The sequence below is a fragment of the Photobacterium sp. 1_MG-2023 genome, assembly GCF_030547945.1.
Lineage (GTDB): Bacteria > Pseudomonadota > Gammaproteobacteria > Enterobacterales > Vibrionaceae > Photobacterium.
In genome coordinates, this window is sequence record NZ_JAUORR010000005.1 from 21,551 (window position 1) to 40,894 (window position 19,344).

Consider the following 19,344-nt stretch of genomic DNA (forward strand, 5'->3'; position numbering starts at 1 on the left):
CTTCCGAGGCGGGATTTATTAGGTAATTGCATGTCCGAAACAACTCAACAAGCGGTGAGCGAGGGCGGGGCGTACGAAATACTGAAATCCAGGCTATTTCAGCAAGGCAAACAGCTCAAGTCCCTGTCTCAAACCTTTAATCAGAATCGTCAGTCGATTTTTGGCGGCACCGAAAGCCAGCTCGTCGGTAAGGCGAATGTCCAGACCGAAGCCCGTTCGATTCCAATCGACATGGCACAGGTTAATCAGCAACTCTTATTTGGCTATCAGGTGCATGTGGGCCTGAAAGCATTGCCGTCTCTTCAGGATGTCTTTGGCTTATATCAGCTGCACGAACAAGACGGCACCTTCCGGATCGAACCGCTATCTATAGAAGGCAGCTTCCTGACGGATGCCCGCTTCCTGCACGAATTCACCGAACTCTTTACGTATTACAGCGATGCACGTCTGACACAGATCTCCCGTCAGGAAAGCATTCTGTATATCGCATTCCAGATCGGGATGCGCCCGGAAGACCGCAAGGTTTTCCGTTTCCAGCTCAATGCCAACTCCGTTGAATACATTGATTCGCTGGGGAACAAACAGCTGGAAAGTGTCCAGCAACACGATTTTGATTGGATCATGACGACCCGCGACGATCAGATCGCCGGGGCTCATCCGCATGTGTCGATCCGCGATAAATTGTTTGTCGAATGTATCGGCGGTGATCTGACCATCAAAGTGGAAGATAACACGGACGATGGCAAAGGGATCTACAGTGAAGCGGTGGAAGATCCGCATCAGAGTGTGTCCGATGCATTGATTGAATATGCCTTGCTTGGCGATCTGATCGCGTTAAAGATCAAACCGCACCGGGAAAAAAACGCGCGCTATTTTATCTATAACCCGATCAATCAGTCGGTCACCCGCGCCGATGCACTCGGACTCAGTGCCAAAGCCCTGCCGGAAGATCATGGTGTGCTTTACTCCCATGGTTTTGTGCTGGCAAACGGCGAAAGCAAGCAGTTTGACATGCCGTGGCAGCATCTGAAGTTTTTCCAGAAAATTGCCTCGCCAAATGGCGAAGATATCCTTTACTTCTTCTTCAACATGATGGAAGGCCATTATGTGGGCTTTACCTACAACATGATTGAGAAGAAGTTTGCTGCGCCGCTGGAAAGTCATGGTTTCAGTTTGTACCCCGATGGCCGGATGCTGGTGTTCCAGTTGTCTGAAAATGCGGAAGCGTCCACCATCCATCCGCTCCGGATCTGGGATACGCCGTTTTCCACGCCGGAACATTACGCCGCGCAAAATGCCAATGCCGACAGCGGCAGTCCGCTGTTTAATCTGGGTAACGCAGAGCTGGTGCGTGCATTGTCGTCGGTGTTGTCGATCTGTCAACTGGCTCAATCGGAGGAAGTCACTCAGGCTGCGTTTGAAGTCTTGCTGAAAGAGTGTCAGAGCACACTGGATCATTATCACTGGCTGAATCACAACTATGCGTTGGGCATGGGCGATGTGATCAACAGCCTGATGGACACAGCAAACAAGATCATTGATGAGTTTGCCAAAGTCCTTCAGATGCAACGTCATGCTGAAGAAAGCCTGGCAGCGCATCAGCAGGTTGTGACGGACTTAATTGCGAAGATCAAACTGGCGCCGAAAGAGCAGGCAAATGTGCTGCTGTCGCTGCTGTCTGATCTGAAAGCTCAGGTCGGGGCGACCATGGCACTGCGTCAGCAGCATTACATGGACACCGACAGTGTGGATGCGCTGCTGGACAACCTGCAAAACAATCGTGAACAGCTCAACCAGCAGTTGCTGGCATTGCTGCAGGAAGAAAAAGCGTATCAGCCGTTTAAGCAGCAGATTCACGACATTGAAGCCGCGTTAACTGAGGTCAGCAAAACCGCAGAAATTCAGGAACTTCAGCAGCAGGTGGAAACCCTGCGTGCAGACTTGCAGCTGGTTTCTGAAGAAGTGACCGATATTGAAACCGATGATCCGACGCAGTCGACCCGGATTCTGGATTTAACCACGGAAGTCTCGTCGTTACTGAACGCGGCCTCGGCCAAACTGAGAAATAAATCGCAGAGTCTGCAAAGTAACGAGGCTCAGGCTGAGTTCAGTGCCCAGTTCAAACTCTTGGGTCAATCGGTCAGCAGTGCGATGGAGCAGGCGACGACGCCAGATGAGTGTGATACCCAATTGGCGAAGCTGGTGGGTCAACTGGACAAACTGGAATCCCGGTTTGCAGATTTCGATCAGTTCCTGGTTGAGATTTACGCCAAGCGCGATGAAATTCAGTCCACGCTGGATAATCACAAACAGCAACTGATTTCAGCACAACAGCGTCGGGTTCAGAACCTGATGCAGGCAGCTAATGTCACCATGGGCAGCATCGAAAAACGGGTGTCCCGTTTTGATGATGTGAAGGCGCTGAACAGCTATTTTGCCACGGATGCGATGGTGCTGAAGCTGCATCAGTTGTCGCAGTCGATTCGTGATCTGGGCGACAGCGTCAAGGCCGATAGCCTGGATGCCAAGCTGAAATCTCTGCAGGATCAATCCCTGCGTGCGCTGCGGGATAATCAGGATATTTTCGAAGACGGCGGCAAAGTGCTGCGGCTTGGGCGTCACAAATTCAGTGTGAACCAGCAGGCGCTGGATCTGAGTCTGGTCGAACATCAAAAGCAACTGTGTACGCATATCTCGGGCACGGATTTTTATCAGCCAATAGAGGATGAAACCTTTCTGTCGTTACAAAATATTGCACGATTGGACGTTTCCTCTGAAAGCGACGCAGTTTATCGTGGCGAGTATCTGGCGTATCTGATCCTGCACAGTGCCATGAATAAAGCCGACGATCTGTCGCTGGATCAGCTGTATCAGGCCGGGCGGGACAAGTCACTGCTGACACGGGTTCAGCGCTTTGCAGCGCCGCGCTACAAAGAAGGGTATGTCAAAGGGATTCATGACCATGATGCAGCGCTGATTCTGCAACAGGTGCTACCGACCTTTGAGCAGGCTGGCTTGCTGCGTTTCAGTCAGCAGGCACGTGCAACGGCGCTGCTGTGGCTGATGAAGCAGGAAGAATCCGATCTGCATCGCTGGCAGCAGGAAGCTAAAAATGCGCAGTTGCTGAAAGAGCATCTGAATTCAGCTGAGGCGTTCCTGTCACTTCAGCAGACACTGGCGGCATCGCTACCGGGACAGGCTGCGATGGAAAGCAGTGATTACCTGATCCGGCTGCTGGCTGGCACGGATGGGCGGATGGAAGTCAGTCAGGATGCATTTGAGCTGAGTGAAGATTATCTGCAATTCCGTCGCAGCCTGGGCTGGGCAGGCGAGCAACAGGCGCTGGATACTGCATTTGCGGATCATCAGCAATGGCTGATGGCTTATACGGCTCAGAAATCTTACGGTCAGCCGTTTGTGGTGGAAGCCGCCGCGATTGCGGTGTGTAAAACGCATTCCGATCGGCTGTTGAGTCCGGTGGACTTCTCACTGGCTTGTCCGGTTGAGGGCTTGTTGGGTGAACACGATCGGGTTCAGGAAGGCAAGCTGACATTGGTTCTGGATGATTTCATTCAGCGAAGCGAACATCACCGCAGCGTGGTGGTGCCTCAGTTTGAAGCTTATCTGAACCAGCGAACCGCGTTGCTGAATCAGGCCAAAGATCAATTCAGACTGAGCGAGTTTAAACCGCGTCCGCTGACGTCTTTCGTCCGAAACAAGCTGATCAGCGATAGCTATCTGCATCTGATTGGCGATAACTTTGCCAAACAGATGGGCACCGTCGGTGATAAGAAACGGACGGACCTGATGGGGATGCTGCTGCTGATTTCTCCGCCGGGCTACGGTAAAACGACCCTGATTGAATACGTGGCGCATAAGCTGGGACTCGTATTCATGAAGATCAACGGTCCGTCGATTGGTCATCAGGTCACCTCTCTGGATCCAGCCGATGCGCCTGATCAGAACTCTGCCCGTGAAATCGAGAAGATCAATCTGGCCTTTGAAATGGGCAATAACGTGTTGCTGTATCTGGATGATATTCAGCACACTAGCCCGGAACTGTTGCAGAAATTCATTTCACTCTGTGATGGGACGCGACGGATTGAAGGGACCTGGCAGGGGAAAACCAAAACCTATGACATGCGCGGTAAGAAGTTCGCTGTGGTCATGGCCGGTAACCCGTACACCGAAACCGGTGAGGCCTTCCGGATTCCGGATATGCTGGCCAACCGTGCGGATATCTACAACCTGGGTGACATGTTGTCGGATCAACAATATGCCTTTGAACTGAGCTTCATTGAGAACTCGCTGACCTCCAACCCGGTTCTGGCACCACTGGCAACACGGGATCTCAACGACCTGTATCGATTCGTGAAAATGGCTCAGGGTGACGGCGTCGCACTCAGCGATATGTCACATTCGTATTCTTCAACAGAAGCCAACGAAATTGTGGCAACGCTGCAGAAACTCATGCTCGTTCAGCAGACTGTTCTGAAGGTAAACCAGCAGTACATTCTGTCGGCAGCAACGGCAGATGATTACCGCGTTGAACCGCCGTTCAAGCTGCAGGGTTCTTACCGGAACATGAACAAGCTGGCTGAGAAGATCGCTTCCGTGATGACGGATGATGAGCTGAATACCTTGCTTCAGGATCATTATCAGGGTGAAGCGCAGACGCTGGCCAATGGCACCGAAGAGAACCTGCTGAAGTTGGCTGAACTGCGCGGCAATATGACCGCCGAGCAGAAAGTTCGCTGGGAAGACATCAAGCAAGCTTATCAGCGCAAGCAAATGATGGGTGATGAAAGTGACCGGGCAGGACAAGTCGTTCAGCAACTGGCGATGCTGAATCAGCACATTGCACGGTTTGCTCAGCCAGCCAAACTGGAGGATCTGGAATGAATCAGCAACAGTGGCTCGACTGGCTGAAAGCGTCGCTTGAAGATGGCCGGCTGGATGACAGCGAGCGCCGGGAATTGCAGGCTTCGCTGGTGGAAGTGGGTTTGTCAGATGATGAGCGATCTTTTTTGCGTAATCAGAGCTTTAAACTCGCCCAACAGGCGATACAGGAAGGGACGGAGTCCCTTGCTGTGCTTCGCTGGCTGGAACGGGTGGTGAAAGTGCTGGATAACACCCGCAGTGCGGCCACGGCAGAAGTGGCAAGCAGCTGGTTTTCACCGGGCCGTACCTGTGCGGCCGGCATTATTGAGCAATTGCGTCAGGCACGAAGCAAGATTGATATCTGTGTGTTTACCATTGCAGATGATGAACTGACCAAGCATATTCTGGCAGCTCATGAACGCGGTGTGCAGGTGCGCGTGATCACAGATAACGACAAGATCAATGATGCAGGCAGCGATATTGATTATCTGGCACGCAAAGGCGTGGCTGTGAAAATTGATACATCGCCTTATCACATGCATCATAAGTTTGCTGTGTTTGATGGCACCCGCCTGATCAACGGCAGCTTCAACTGGACACGGAGTGCGTCCAGATACAATCAGGAAGACATCACGCTGACGGATGACCGTCGTTTTCTGACTGCGTTTGAGCAGCAGTTTGAAGAACTCTGGCAGCGTTTTCCCTGTCATCAGCCTTAAGGAGCCGCTTACATGAATGGCATTATGAACCCGGATTCTCCGCCTGCGGGCGTTGTGAACACCGCAGGCACACTGGAAGTCACACCTGAAATCGTTGCATTGTCAGACAGCTTCGATCCATTTGATGCTGTCGCGACCATCACCTTCGGGAAAGAAGCACTGGAGGAAATCACTGCGTTCTCGGATAACGTTCTGGAGCAGGTCCGAGTTCGTGACACCGGTGATGCCGGAGACATTCTGCAATCTATGGTGGAATCGATGGACAGCGCTGCTTTTGATCAGCTCAAAGGCAACAGCTTTCTGGCGAATCTGCCGCTGATTGGTGAGTTGTTTGACTCATTCAAGAAGTTTTCCCGCAGTTTCGATTCCGTAAAGCAGCAGCTTGAACAGCTGTCTCAACAGCTGGAAGCGCAGGAAGTGAAGCTGGCACACGATATCACGCAGCTGGATGGTCTGTACGATAACAACCTGACTTTGCTGAAAGGTCTGGAGCAGTACATTGCTGCCGGAAAGTACAAAATCAGCCAGTTGCATGCTGATGTGCTGCCCGCGTTGCAGGCGGCTTCAGAGCAGTCTGGTGATGCGCTGGAAGCTCAGAAGTATCGTGATGCCAGTCAGGCCGTTGCCCGGCTGGAAAAACGGGTTCACAATCTGGAGCTCACCCGGCTTGCTGCCGTACAGACGGCACCACAGATTCGTTTGTCGCAGGAGGGTAATAAGATGCTGATGGAAGATATTCAGGATATCGTCCACAACACTTTCCCGCTGTGGAAACGTCAGTTCCTGATTGCGATTTCCAATTACGAGAAAGAAAAAGCGTTAAAAGTCACCCGGACTGTGAAGGATTACACCAACAAACAGTACGTGAAAAACGCTGAGCATCTGAAAGTGCTGGAAGAACAGATTGCTGAGAATTACCAGCGCGGCATTCTGGATCTTGAATCTTTGCAGGCCGTGAACCAGTTGACGATTGAAACGCTGCATAACACCTTATCCCGCGTGAAAGAAGGTCGTCAGCAACGTGAGCAGGCCGAACAAGTGATTGCGAAAGCCGAGCAAGAATTGAAAGTGGCGTTGCAGCAGACGCTGGATTGATGCACTCAATCGCGAATCAATTTGAACGGCAGCATTTGCTGCCGTTTTTTTATCGCAGGGGTTCCAGCTTGCTGTGTTTGATTTCAATGCTGACAGTTGTGTTTCTTCCATCTGACGATTGCATGATTCTGATCAGACGTAAGCTTGCGCAGATTACTGAAGTTCAGTGTCTGTAAATCGGTGATGCCGGAGAAATGCCGAATCAGCTCAAGCACTGGCTTTCAGGTCCACCAGGTCAAATCATTCACGAACATCAGGTAAGCGGCCAGACCAACACTGATTGCCGCCAGCGCGTTATTCAGGAACCAATACAGCACAGCAGCCAGAAGGGTTGAGATGATCTGCGGTATTCCGTAAGGCGCAACCGTGAAGTCAACATGAATGAATGTATAAACGACCAATAATATCATCACACCCACAGGCATTTTCTGACCGATAAATTTCAGATATTGGCTTTTCGCTAAGACGTCCATCAGTACGAAGGGCAATGCACGTAATAACAAGGTCACGGCTGCAATGGTCAAAATTGTCGTCAGAACGTGATGATCAGGAATCATGGACGAGCACCTCTTTACACTCAGTTTTATAGTCTTTGCTGATCAGGATCAGATAACAAATCAGGCCCGTTGCCAGGAATGAATGCTCGGCTATATAACGCTCAGACAGTATCCCTGCGACACTGGAAATCACGGCGTAAAGAATCAACTGGTTCTCCCGGTGGTGACGGACGGCATCAACGGCAAGGGTCACAAACATGGCCGTGAGCGCAAATTCAAATCCTTTGATCTCCGGTGGGATAATCGTCCCGACAAAGGCACCGAACAGTGCACCACCCACCCACCATAAGTGGCTGATCACCTGCAGTAAGGTGATCTCTGAATCCCGGAGTTTTTGGCCCGCACCTGCGGAGGTGATGCCATAGGTTTCATCGGTTAATGCGTAAATGCCATAAATTTTTTGCCAGCGGGAACTGAATGAGGAGAGGGGGAATGACAGCCCGTAGAACAGATGCCGAAAGTTCACAATCAGCGTCGTCCAGGCGATAGCAGCCAGAGGCAGGCCGGAGATGATGAAACTGACGGCCAGAAATTCAATCGAGCCTGCGAAAATGATCAGTGCAGAGAGCGGGGCCCAGAACCATTGGATACCACTTGAAACCATAAAGACACCCAATGCCAGACCCAAAGGCACATAGGCCATGGCCACGGGGATTGTTAATTTAAAAATAAAGTAAAACTGTTGAATATTCACATCTGAACCTGATTGAAAAACAATGTTGTGAGCATAGAAAGCGGCGCTTTAGGGAGAACGCACCGCATTCGAATGACTAATAGAATGCCCTCAGCACATCCACATAGATTGTGACTGCAGCGATAAAGAACATGACGGCCATAAACAGGCTGATCAGCGTTTTTTTCTGAACGTAATAGGCCATCATTTTCGGCGTTGAAAAAGCTAAGGCATAAAATGAAAAAATGAGAATCCCCAACACAGCACATCCCAGAACAATCCATGAAGGCGTGACACTGCTTGAATTGGCATTCATGCCTGTGCTGATGACAGCAAGCCATACAACCATGGCTTTCGGGTTGGTTAAATGAATGCCCAGCCCTCTTAAATAATGCCTTCCCAGTCGATTCACCGGGTGTTTCTGCTGGCCTTCCGGGCTGGTGGATTGCACCTCCGGATTCACGGAAGCCGCCGCTTCTGAACCCGAGCGGGCAGACAAGACCGTTTTCAGAGAAAGATAAGCCAACCAAAGCAGGTAGGTGCCGCCCAGAACTTTGAGTAAGTTAAATAACTCGACAGAGCGATGGACTGCCGTCCCCAAGCCGAACGCAGCAATCACGCCCCACATGACCGATCCGGTAATGACGCCGAAAGCGATCGCCAGCCCGGCAGAGCGTCCGGATGCCATTGAAGTCCCCATGATCGCCAGATTTGCCGGTCCCGGGGATAGGGTGCCGATACAATAAGTCGAATAAGCAATCAGAACGGGCAGAAGACTTTCCATCGTCTCTCCTATATGTTGTATAGCGTTCGATTCAGATCAGGCAGCGATGTGCCGGATCCTGCGACATTTTTTCTTCCAGCCAGCGGTCAATCTCCGATTGCCGGTAAAGCCGGTCTCCCCACTGTTGTTCCGATTTGGGCAGCGGCTTCCCCCGACTGATATAGTCCGTCAGTAACATCATGTACTGGGACAGACAATTGGCCCCGACTTTCATTCTGAGACTGCTCGCTGTTTCGTGCTCTGCAATCTGAAATTCATTCACATGGATAATCTGACCGGAATCTACCGACGACGCTAAATGGTGACAGGTCGAACCATAGGTTTTCTCACCGGAATCAATGGCATAGTGCTGGCTGCCCAGTCCACGGTAGCGGGGGGGAGCCGGATGCAGATTAATTGCCCCTTTTCTGGCGCGCCGAAAAATGTGCTCACCAAAAATGAAATCGCCCCGGTAAGAGATGATCCAGTCGCCTTCCCAGTCATCCACTTGTGAAGGATAGGGATCACCTGTATCCCAACACAGGACTTCCACATGACTGAATAAAGTTTTCGTGTATTCAACGCCGTAATGACACCAGTCCATATCCACCACAGACAGCAAAATTTTATCCTGACATTTCATGATTTCACCCTCCCTGTTTCATTGAATGATTCAGCCCAAGCTGCAAAATTCGGACGGAGTCGGTTGAATAACAGAGTCACTTTTCCGACCATTGTTTCGATATCCTGTGACGAGGCGATGAATGGCGGCGCCAATAAAAGATGATTTCCGCGGACACCATCGACGGTACCACTCCCCGGATAGATCAGTAAATTCATCTCGAAAGCGGTTTGTTTTAAGACACTGACAAACTCAGCGCCACCGTTCAGCGGAGACTGTTCCTGCCTGTCGCCCACAAACTCCAGCCCGGTAAACAGACCACGTCCGCGGATGTCCCCCAGATAATCAAAATCTGATAAAGCATCCTGAAAAAGTTGCCGCATCTGAATGCCTCGGGCGCGAACATTGGCCAGCAGATCCTCTTCTTCCAGTATCTGCTGGGCGCAGAGCGCAATCTGGCAGGCGAACGGATGGTTTACATGCGTCTGACCGTTCCGCAAAATCCCGGAACCCTGAGCGAGCACATCATGAATCGTGTCTGAAAGCAGATAAGCCGAGATTGGTTGATATCCGGCGGCCAGCCCTTTGCCGATCACAACAATGTCCGGCTGTACATCGTCTTCAAGGTGCGCGAACAAATAGCCGGTTCGTCCCATGCCGGACATCACATCATCCAGCATCAGTAATATGCCATGACGCTCACAGACCGCTTTCATTGCCCGAAGATAGCCTTTTACCGCAGGAACAGCACCGTTCGTTGAACCGACGACTGGCTCCGCGATAAAAGCAGCAACCTTCTCCGCGCCAATCGACTGAATTCGAGACTCCAGCTCGTGAGCCAGTCGATGGACATATTGTTCATCACTTTCATCTGCCCGTTGATCACGATAGGCATAACAGGGAGAAACAAACTCGGTTTGACTCAGCAATGGCGTGAAAATGGATTGTCTTTCCAGATTGCCAGACAGTGCCAGTGCACCGAATGTACTGCCGTGATAACTCTGGCGCCGGCTGATAAATTGCGTCCGGGATGGCTGACCGTTTTCACAGTGATACTGATAAGCCGCCTTCATGGCGACTTCAACCGCTTCGGAACCGCCGGACAAGAACTGAATTTTTCCCAGACCTCCGGCGCGTTCAACAAGAAACTCTCCTAATGCTTCAGCAGCGTGCGTCGTAAAACTGCCGGCATGGGCCCAGGACAGCATGTGAGCGTGCGCTTTCATGGCCTGTATCATTTTCGGATGACAATGGCCCAGGCTCGAAACCGCGACGCCACCACAGGTATCCAGAATTTTGTTACCTGCAGCATCATGCAGCCAGACGCCATCACCGCCAGACAACAGGATCGGTCTTTCATTCAGCTTTTTGTTGATTACGTAAGTCATAAATACCTGTGATCTGCTATTGGTTTGTCTGACCTGAAACTGCACGCTTGAAGGAAACCGCCTCTGTTGCCTGGCTCTTCAGGGTGATCGGTTTGTCCCAGGTGGAGTGGCGCTGGTGGAAGCGCCGGTTAAATCGCCCGGTTCCCAGCAGAGCCGAAACTGCCCACACCGGCAGAAAAATGAACAGATAACTGATTAAACACAGAAATTTCATCATGGTTTATTCCTTCATTGATTCATGTCAGTCCAGAGGAATGTCACGACGCCAGTCCACCTTTTCTTCAAAAGGGGGCTGTTCGGTCTTCAGCAGCAGGCAATTCCCAAGCACAAGCACATCCATTTCGGTTCGCATAAAACACCGGTATGCTTCCTCTGGTGTGCAGACGATGGGTTCACCCCGGACATTAAACGAGGTATTGACGACAACCGGGCATCCGGAATCTTCCCGGAACTGCTTCAGCAGACGGGCATATTTGCCGTTTCGTTCTTCCGAGACGGTCTGAACCCGGGCCGACATATCGACGTGGGTGATCGCTGGCAAGGATGACCGGCATTCGTCAATCGAACCGAGAGAACGATTGATTTTGTCCGTCTGACGCAGTGCTTTCTGTACATCGGAAACCATCAGCATGTAAGGGCTGTCGTCAGACATCTCAAAATATTGTGTGGCGTCCTCTTGCAAAATCGACGGTGCGAACGGGCGAAAAGACTCACGATATTTAATTTTTAAATTCATGGTCTTCTGCATTTCCTGATTCCGCGGATCACCAATGATTGACCGGGCACCCAACGCCCTGGGCCCAAATTCCATGCGTCCCTGAAACCAGCCAATCACCGCACCGCTGCTGAGATGTCCACTGACTGCTTTGAGCAGCGCTTCTTCAGGCAATTGCTGAAAAGGGTAGTGATGCTGATTCAGGAAAGCGGCGATTTCGTCGTCCGAGAAGCCGGGGCCCAGATAAGCACCTTGCATTAAGTCACTGACTTTTAAAGCATGTGCGTACTGGCGTCCGGAACGTTTGATACTGGCATCCAGCGCGCTCCCCAGCGCACATCCAGCATCACCGGCGGCAGGCTGTACCCAGATTTCAGAGAACAGTCCGGCGCGGGACAACCGGCCATTCGACACGCAATTGAGCGCCACACCCCCGGCGAGGCACAAATTTTCTTCTCCGGTGAGTTGGCGGGCGGTTTGAGCGAGCCCCATCACGGCTTCTTCAATGACGACCTGAACGGAAGCAGCCAGATCGCACTCCCTTTGTGTGAGAGGCGATTCTGCTTCTCTTGCCGGACCACCGAACAGTTGGGCAAATTTTTCACCGACCATCTGTTTGCCGAACATGAATTCAAAGTATTTCAGGTTCAGTGAAAATGAACCGTCTTCCCGTAAAAAGATGAGGTGCTCTTTGATGATATCTGCGTACAGCGGGGTGCCGTAAGGTGCCAGCCCCATGAGTTTGTACTCACCGGAATCGACTTTGAATCCGCAAAAATACGTCATTGCAGAGTAAAGCAGCCCGAGTGAATGGGGATAAGAGATGGAATTTACGAGCGTGAGCTGATCCCCCCGGCCATGCCAGACAGACGTTGTGTGGTATTCGCCGACACTGTCGATACAGAGGATGGCTGCGTTTTCAAAAGGAGACGGAAAAAAGGCGGAGGCCGCGTGTGAGCGGTGATGATCATTGGCCTGCGCAGGTGGCGCTGTTCCCAGCGCCAGTGCTTTCAATTGTAAATCAACTTTATCCAGAACCTGATACTTCCACTGAAGCCACTGCGGGATCACCCGCATAAACGAGTCGAACCCCTTGGGCCCGGCATGTGCAAAAGAATCAAGCACCCGCCGAAATTTCATTTTGGGATTTTCGTAATAGCTGACGGAGGTCAGGTCATCGAATGTGATCCCCGCTTCCTGCAGGCAGTAACGAATGGCATCGGCAGGGAAGCCTGAGTCATGACGAATACGGCTGAAGCGTTCCTGCTGTGCTGCCGCAACCGGTATACCATCACAAACCAATGCGGCTGCGCTGTCGTGATAGAATGCTGAAATTCCTAAGTGGTACTCAGGCATACACCTGCTCCTTTGCCTTTGGTGTCCGATTCAGTTCATGATGATGAAGCAACCCGTGCTGAGTTTTTTCATCTGTAATGTTTGACGGGTGAGTGGTGTGGTCAAAAAAGTTGAGCGCATCGGCATGCTTCACAATCGGCGCAAGTGACTCGTAACCAATCCGAATACGCTGCCAGAGTGTTTCTGCGGCTTCCTGATGCAGATACTGGCTCATAAAGTCATCGATCGATTCCGCAGCCCAGGCCGAATGCCCGGTGGAAACGTTATCGATGGTGTTATGAAGATCGACAAATGTGGATGGAAAGCCGTGATGATGCAGAAAACGGCTGGCATTCATATAACTGCCGCCAACACCTGAAAGCTCCATGGCCAGGTTCATTCCCAATATTTCAGGTAAATAGGAAATTGCTTTTTTTCCGAGGCATAACCAGTAAACGGGCAAATAAAATGAGGCGTCCCGGAAACGCCCATCAAAAGCAAAAGCCGGGCTTCCCGTTGCAGGCAATTCAATCGCCATCGCGCGTAACACATCCCGGTAAACCTTTGGATGGTTGATCGCATACATTCCGTTACCCAATTCATCCCAGTAGGTTTTAAAGAGCCGCGCACCATAGCGGCTGGTTGCAAGCTGGATGTCTGTAAATCCCTGTAACCAGGAACCATCAATCAGGGTCAGCGGCGCAAGCTGCAGTGTCTGTTCGATGACGGTTTCTCGCTCTGGAATCGACTCGTCATCCATCTCACCGGCAGCATGACTCTGCTGCGCATGGGTGCTCAGCAACCACGTCTTCAACATGCCGGGCTGATAAATCCGGGGCAGGGAACGCGGTGTCTGATCAAGCGAGCCAGCAGCTCGGGTCAGCCAGAACTCAATGTAGTCGGTAACAAATGCAGACAACACGGGTGTCAGTGCGCGACCTTGCAGCAGATGATAAGCCTGACGGATACTCTGGGGAGCCAGCCCTTGTTGTTCATCACCCTGTGCAACGGTGACATGATGGGAAGGTTTGAAATGCGCTGTCAGTGCTTCAGCGGCGAAGCCCAAGCTTGCGTGAAGCCCGGTTTCGGGCGTTTTTGTTGCAGGTAAACTCAGAATCCAACGCCGGATCACCTGAACTTCAGCGTCATCGAATATCCGGAACATCGGGCCGCCATATTGAATGAGCTGTTGAATCAGCGGACTTTTTTCTGGCTTTCCGGGCCGGATCAGGCGTGAACGGGCCAGGACGTTTAACAGCGGAATCGGATCGGTCACGGCATCTTCAAACCAGTCCGACAATGGCTTTCCTTCCAGAGGGAAGTCATGGTGATAAACTGCCGCTGCCTGCGCTTTGTTCTGAATCAGAGTTGCCATCGCAAACGCCGGCTCCTGACGAGACTGAAGCTGCTTGAATAATGCCTGATGCCACTGGTACAAACCATGGAGCGCAATACTGAATCCTGCTTGAATCCGTTGCCAGTGTGCAGGATTGCGGGAAAATTCGGTGATCAATTGTCGGGATACATCGACTGGAGACTGCTGATCCGGAATCTCCTGGGTCAGGGGAAGGCTCAGATCCAGAAAACCGAGATCATGCTGGGGGCATGCTGCTTTGAGTGCTTGCCAAGCAGGCACAATGCCCATAGAGCGCATGATGTAGTCGATTCCGATCAGTTCGGGAATGAATGCATCACTGCGACGACTCAGCATCAAGAGTAAAGATGGAAAACAATACATGGCATCACCAATCTCCGGACGGGTGATCAGGTGATGGCTCTGCGTGGAGTAATCGCGTATGCCCAGATGTTTGCCAAGGGTTTCAAAGCAGTCTTTTCGACTGTGTAAAGCGGTACCACCGCCAAAGTCATCTGCGAGCAGGCTGAGGCAAGCCAGCATATTTTGATCTTCAAATACGCCGGGTGCACTGAGACCTTGCAGCCACACACCAAGCGAAGCAGCGAGCGGGGCAGACTGAATGACTATCTCAGAAATCCGCGTTTCATCTGCTGCCAGTTTGTTCAGGTTTGCCTGCCATAAGGACTGTAAGCGGGAAAGATGTTCATCTATCTGTTGTTCGACAACCGTCAGCGAAGTCGCAGGCATATCTGCCCACCTGAAGCAGTCGGATGTCTCGCTCTTCAGCTTTTCCAGTTGTTCACAGATATTCTGCTGATCTAAATATATTTCCGGATAGATGACATATTGAAACGTGTTTTTCCAGAACACTGGTCAGAACTCCCTTTCCCAAACATGGTGTGATCCGTGAATTCAGTGACGCTCAATCAGGTGATTTCGTCGTATTCAATCCAGTCTGATACGACGAAGTCACCCTGTTCGTGTATAAGAGAGCAATCAGGCGGGTTTTAAAACATCGGATAGATCGAAGCATCCTTTTTCTTATTTTTGTTCTTTCTTTTGCCTGATTTATCTCTCGAAAACATGCTCTTGATTTTTTTCATGAATTTCTTCATCAGCTGTCTCTCGCTTTGTTAATTCATTCAAAAGTAATCTTGATACAATGTCGTGCCCAGTGTCAGTGAAATGAATTCTATCAACAAATAACCAGTCATCTGACGTTGTTGCTGCATCAAGGATGGGGGAAAAATTGATAAATCGAACACCCAGACGACGGGTTTCTTTCTCAATTTCATCGGCGTACTTCTGGCAGACATCTTTAGAAAGAATGTCGCCATACATTTCCTCAAAATTTCCCCTGGCTTCCAGTTCAGAGAAAATATCTTGTTCTTCTTTCGAGCAATTCTCGCGCACCCAGTTTGCAAGCGGTTGAAGCACAAAGGTTAATGTTGCACCCATGTCCTTCGCCAGTGCGTTCCAGCTTGCGATATGTCTTGTGGTGAGCGACACGGCATAATCCATTTGCTCATCTAGTGTAGGAATATTTTCATCCGGGCCGTCGTCTGATTTTCCAAACCATGAACTGAATCCAGAATTTTTTTTCTGCTTGAAGGCATCGAAAAAATCACGACACATAAAAAATGCGCCATGTTCCATACGCAGAGATGCAGGCAAGCGGGCAAGACCGAGATCATTAAAGCCGGAGAATAATACAATTTCTTTGACGTGCTTCAGGCGGTGGCGATTTAATGTGAATAAAATCAATTCCTGCGTGGAGTTGAAGCTGCGGCCGCCGAAATTGAGCCAAGGCTCGTTTCTGGGATCATATTTGCTCATCAGCGACGCTAGCGTGTAGCGATCCTGGCTGGCACCTATCCCGAAAACGGTTGAACTGCCGGCAATTAATCTGACTGGCTGCTCGGGATCGATATCGCCGACAGCATATTTCTGATTGTTTACTTCTGAATATCGAAAGCCAAACTGATCCGTATTCACCACTGCCGAGCAGTAGTTATACGGATGAAAATACATTAAGTAAGGCATCCAGTTGATCTTGCCAGAGTCGGCAAAATCATCAGCATAAGCTGACATATGTGGCGTATAGTGCTCGATATGTGACATGATCCTTGTCTCTTTTCTTTTGATTTTGCTCGTGTTTTTGATAAACGACACAGAGGTAAATCCAGTGCACTGCGCCAGATTGCACGGTAAAGCTAGTCAACCCCTCTGATTCTGTCAATGTAGAAGATAGAAAAATGCTGCTACGTTTCTGCTGCAATTTTTGGTGGGAGTTTAATTTTATTATTTGTACTTATGGCCATATAAAAAGTGAGGTAAATGAATAAATTATGGTGTTTTATGGATGTGTTGCTTGATTAATATAGTAGTTTGGCCTTCTCTGAAATTTCAGTCTGATGGATAAATACCAATATCATTGGATAATCCATAAAAAATCAGAGTGGTGTTGGGTTTAAAGCAGGAATTAAATAGTTTTCTGCGCGATGAAAAATCACCAACAATCCATTACTTCTGACAGGGATGTATTACTGGTTTGATGTCTGTGTTTTTGAAGGGTGTTTATAAATGTCGCCATTTTGTCGTCGATTGCTAATTTTCAACATGAAAAAGGCCGCTCAAAAGCGGCCTTCAATACTTCGGAAAAACCGAGTTATTCTTTCCCGTACACGTTATTCTCTTGCTCTTGTACACGGATGAAAGTGGTGCGTTTAGTTAGCTCTTTCAACTGCGCCGCGCCAACGTAGGTGCAGGTTGAGCGCACGCCGCCCATGATATCCTGGATGGTGTTTTCCACCGGGCCGCGGTAAGGCAATAGGACGGTTTTTCCTTCAGCGGCACGATAGTTGGCAACCCCGCCGGAATGCTTGTCCATCGCGCTCTGGCTCGACATCCCATAAAATTTCATGAAGGTTTTCCCTTCTTTTTCAACAACTTCGCCATTGCTTTCTTCATGGCCGGCCAGCATGCCGCCGAGCATCACGAAATCGGCGCCGCCGCCGAATGCTTTGGAAACGTCACCAGCACAGGTACAGCCGCCATCGCCGATAATCCGGCCGCCCAGACCGTGCGCGGCATCGGCACACTCAATAATGGCCGACAATTGCGGATAGCCGACGCCGGTTTTCACGCGGGTGGTGCAGACAGAACCTGGGCCAATCCCGACTTTGACAATATCGGCACCTGCCAGAATCAGCTCTTCCACCATGTCGCCCGTCACCACGTTACCGGCACTGATGACTTTGTCCGGGAAGGCTGCACGGACTTTCTCAACGTACTCCACCAGATGCTCCGAGTAACCGTTGGCAATGTCGATACAGATGAAAATCAGATCGTCCGTCAGCGCCATGATATCTTTGGTTTTCTGGAAATCTGCTTCGGATGTACCGGTTGAGACCATGACATGCTTGAGTACTTCCGCATGGTTTTCACGCACGAATCCGGCCCAGTCATCCACAGTGTAATGTTTGTGGATGGCGGTCATCACCTGATGCTTCGCCAGGGCTTGCGCCATTTCGAAGCTGCCGACGGAATCCATGTTGGCGGCGATAATGGGTACGCCAGACCATTGACGGCCACTATGCTTGAATGTAAAATCGCGGGTTAATTCAACTTGAGAACGGCTTTTCAGGGTGGATCGTTTTGGACGAAACAGAACATCTTTGAAGCCCAGTTTCAGGTCTTGTTCGATACGCATTGAAGTTCCTTCTTTATCTTCAGTGTAACGATTGAATATTGCTCCCAGGGATGAATCATTGGCAGATGGCTTCATTCCCGAAGAGCAGGCACAAAAAAACCGGAGCGTTGGCAGACGCTCCGGTTTTCAGCATTATAGGCAGAGAAATTTTTTCCACAAGTCTGAAAAGTGCATTTTTTTTGTGGTATCCTCCCGAAGATTCCATCCTCGCTTTCCCCGATAGCCGTTTCTGAAACGGATTGTCAAAATTGTCATTTTTATGCTTTTTTCTCTTCCAATCTGTGCTAATCCAAGGATAATTCTGTTGTCTCGCTGGCTGAGTGGATAGATATACCTTGTTGAACAAAAGAAAAATAAAGCAGATATTCCCGCTGGATTTTTACGGTGAGGATGGCAGCTGGCGTTTTATCATCCGGGCCTATACGCCGGATGAAGTGCTGGATGCGATGTATTGGCGTGCTTATGTTTCCTGCCATCGGAAGGAGTTTGATTTGCTCCACATGGCGGTTGATAAATTCAATTACAAATACAATTACTCCGCTTCGGATACCTCTGAATTGCACCTGGGTGCTGTGGGTTCGCCGATGCGGGTGAATATGATGGGACCGATCGTGCCGGTGAGTCATTTGTTGGCGAAGTTGTCGGGGCAAGATACTCAGCCGTCGTCTGCGACGGCCCAGTCTGCCGCAGATGCTCAGGTGTCTTTGCAGGTGAAACCATCCTGAGCCATGCCAAATGAATCAGATCAAGGAGCTACGGCTCCTTTTTTCATGTCTGATTTTCAGAAAACTTTGTGGAGCCATCCGCTGAAGTTCGCTATGTTATACCCATCGCAGTAAATAATTGGTCATCCTAGCTTGTTCAAATGTTCGATAACCGCGTTAGATTTTTTGATTGTAGGATGACTACTGATCTAAAAAATCTGCCTTGTTCTCAACCATTTTTTCTGCGCTATTTCTGATCATTTACTTACTTTGATTGGTATTTGCTGAATGAAATCTTGAGGGTAGAGGGATGATGTCATGGATGCAGCGCGGTTGTCTGGCCGCTTTGTTTTTTTTGGGGACGCAGCCGGCCATGGCGGCGAAAACAGCACATGCAACGGATATCGCGTCAATCACTGAACTGGTCGGACAATGGCAGTGTCTGCCGGATCGAAAGGCGTCTGATAAAGAAGAAAGCTGGGTGAACTACGACATTCAACGTGATGGGAAGGTGATCTCCAAAGAGTGGATTCGCTATACCGAGCAGGGTGAAACCGAACTGGAATTTAATCTTTTTGTGGACTATCTGCTGGAAAGCCATGAGGGCCAGTATCGACTGAAGCCAGTGGCGATGAAGCGTGAAATTCTGGTTGATCCGAATGAGGCCAATCCGTTCGGCTACGATGCTCAGCGGGATCTGATGGGTTATCGGATTTTCCTGCAACCTGTCATGAAAGGAAAAAACAAGGTGCATTTTGAAATGTGGTATCACATTACACCGGAGAATCACTTCTCGATGCAATGTCAGCGCCGGACGACATAA

General features: G+C 50.2%; 15 protein-coding genes. 5 read left to right on the forward strand and 10 right to left on the reverse strand.

Annotated elements, in window-relative coordinates; genetic code table 11:
- The first annotated feature begins 30 nt into the window (after positions 1-30).
- From Q4579_RS06375 to Q4579_RS06385, 3 genes are read left to right on the forward strand one after another with little or no spacing between them, the layout of a single operon-like run.
- Entirely contained in the window at positions 31-4,902 is a 4,872-nt protein-coding gene (locus Q4579_RS06375; RefSeq protein ID WP_303562593.1) for a DNA repair ATPase, read from the forward strand.
- A complete protein-coding gene (locus Q4579_RS06380) occupies positions 4,899-5,600 on the forward strand; it encodes a phospholipase D-like domain-containing protein (protein ID WP_303562595.1) in 702 nt (233 codons plus the stop codon). The genes Q4579_RS06375 and Q4579_RS06380 overlap by 4 nt, the downstream gene beginning before the upstream one ends.
- 24 nt (positions 5,601-5,624) lie before the next feature.
- Positions 5,625-6,695, forward strand: a complete 1,071-nt coding sequence (locus tag Q4579_RS06385; RefSeq protein ID WP_368501969.1) for a toxic anion resistance protein — start codon at positions 5,625-5,627, stop codon at positions 6,693-6,695.
- Positions 6,696-6,916: 221 nt separating this feature from the next.
- Here Q4579_RS06385 and Q4579_RS06390 read toward each other — a convergent pair whose 3' ends face one another.
- The 10 genes from Q4579_RS06390 to Q4579_RS06435 all read right to left on the reverse strand — a co-directional run bounded on the left by Q4579_RS06390 (position 6,917) and on the right by Q4579_RS06435 (position 17,817).
- Positions 6,917-7,252, reverse strand: coding sequence for a branched-chain amino acid transporter permease (locus Q4579_RS06390; RefSeq protein ID WP_303562597.1), 336 nt, complete (start codon positions 7,250-7,252; stop codon positions 6,917-6,919).
- Complete coding sequence (locus Q4579_RS06395; protein ID WP_211650620.1) at positions 7,242-7,946, reverse strand: AzlC family ABC transporter permease; 705 nt, start codon at positions 7,944-7,946, stop codon at positions 7,242-7,244. The genes Q4579_RS06390 and Q4579_RS06395 overlap by 11 nt, the downstream gene beginning before the upstream one ends.
- A gap of 76 nt (positions 7,947-8,022) precedes the next feature.
- Positions 8,023-8,709, reverse strand: coding sequence for a LysE family translocator (locus tag Q4579_RS06400; protein WP_303562599.1), 687 nt, complete (start codon positions 8,707-8,709; stop codon positions 8,023-8,025).
- A 31-nt stretch (positions 8,710-8,740) separates the two neighbouring features.
- Positions 8,741-9,331 carry a formyltransferase family protein gene (locus tag Q4579_RS06405; RefSeq protein ID WP_211650618.1) on the reverse strand — a complete coding sequence of 197 codons (591 nt, stop codon included), beginning with the start codon at positions 9,329-9,331 and terminating at the stop codon, positions 8,741-8,743.
- Positions 9,328-10,698 (reverse strand): aspartate aminotransferase family protein, encoded by a 1,371-nt coding sequence (locus tag Q4579_RS06410; protein WP_303562601.1) that lies wholly within the window; start codon positions 10,696-10,698, stop codon positions 9,328-9,330. The genes Q4579_RS06405 and Q4579_RS06410 overlap by 4 nt, the downstream gene beginning before the upstream one ends.
- Positions 10,699-10,714: 16 nt before the next feature.
- A complete protein-coding gene (locus Q4579_RS06415) occupies positions 10,715-10,915 on the reverse strand; it encodes a hypothetical protein (protein ID WP_303562603.1) in 201 nt (66 codons plus the stop codon).
- A 24-nt stretch (positions 10,916-10,939) separates the two neighbouring features.
- Positions 10,940-12,769, reverse strand: a complete 1,830-nt coding sequence (locus Q4579_RS06420; protein WP_303562605.1) for a carbamoyltransferase — start codon at positions 12,767-12,769, stop codon at positions 10,940-10,942.
- Positions 12,762-14,852, reverse strand: a complete 2,091-nt coding sequence (locus Q4579_RS06425) for an iron-containing redox enzyme family protein (RefSeq protein WP_303562606.1) — start codon at positions 14,850-14,852, stop codon at positions 12,762-12,764. The genes Q4579_RS06420 and Q4579_RS06425 overlap by 8 nt, the downstream gene beginning before the upstream one ends.
- A gap of 321 nt (positions 14,853-15,173) precedes the next feature.
- Positions 15,174-16,226: an SGNH/GDSL hydrolase family protein gene (locus tag Q4579_RS06430; RefSeq protein ID WP_303562608.1), complete on the reverse strand. Its 1,053-nt coding sequence runs from the start codon at positions 16,224-16,226 to the stop codon at positions 15,174-15,176.
- 547 nt (positions 16,227-16,773) lie between these two features.
- A complete protein-coding gene (locus Q4579_RS06435) occupies positions 16,774-17,817 on the reverse strand; it encodes a GMP reductase (RefSeq protein WP_303562609.1) in 1,044 nt (347 codons plus the stop codon).
- A 335-nt stretch (positions 17,818-18,152) separates the two neighbouring features.
- Between Q4579_RS06435 and Q4579_RS06440 the strand changes: the two genes are divergently transcribed.
- Positions 18,153-18,542 (forward strand): hypothetical protein, encoded by a 390-nt coding sequence (locus Q4579_RS06440; protein WP_303562611.1) that lies wholly within the window; start codon positions 18,153-18,155, stop codon positions 18,540-18,542.
- 289 nt (positions 18,543-18,831) lie between these two features.
- Positions 18,832-19,344, forward strand: a complete 513-nt coding sequence (locus Q4579_RS06445; protein WP_303562612.1) for a hypothetical protein — start codon at positions 18,832-18,834, stop codon at positions 19,342-19,344.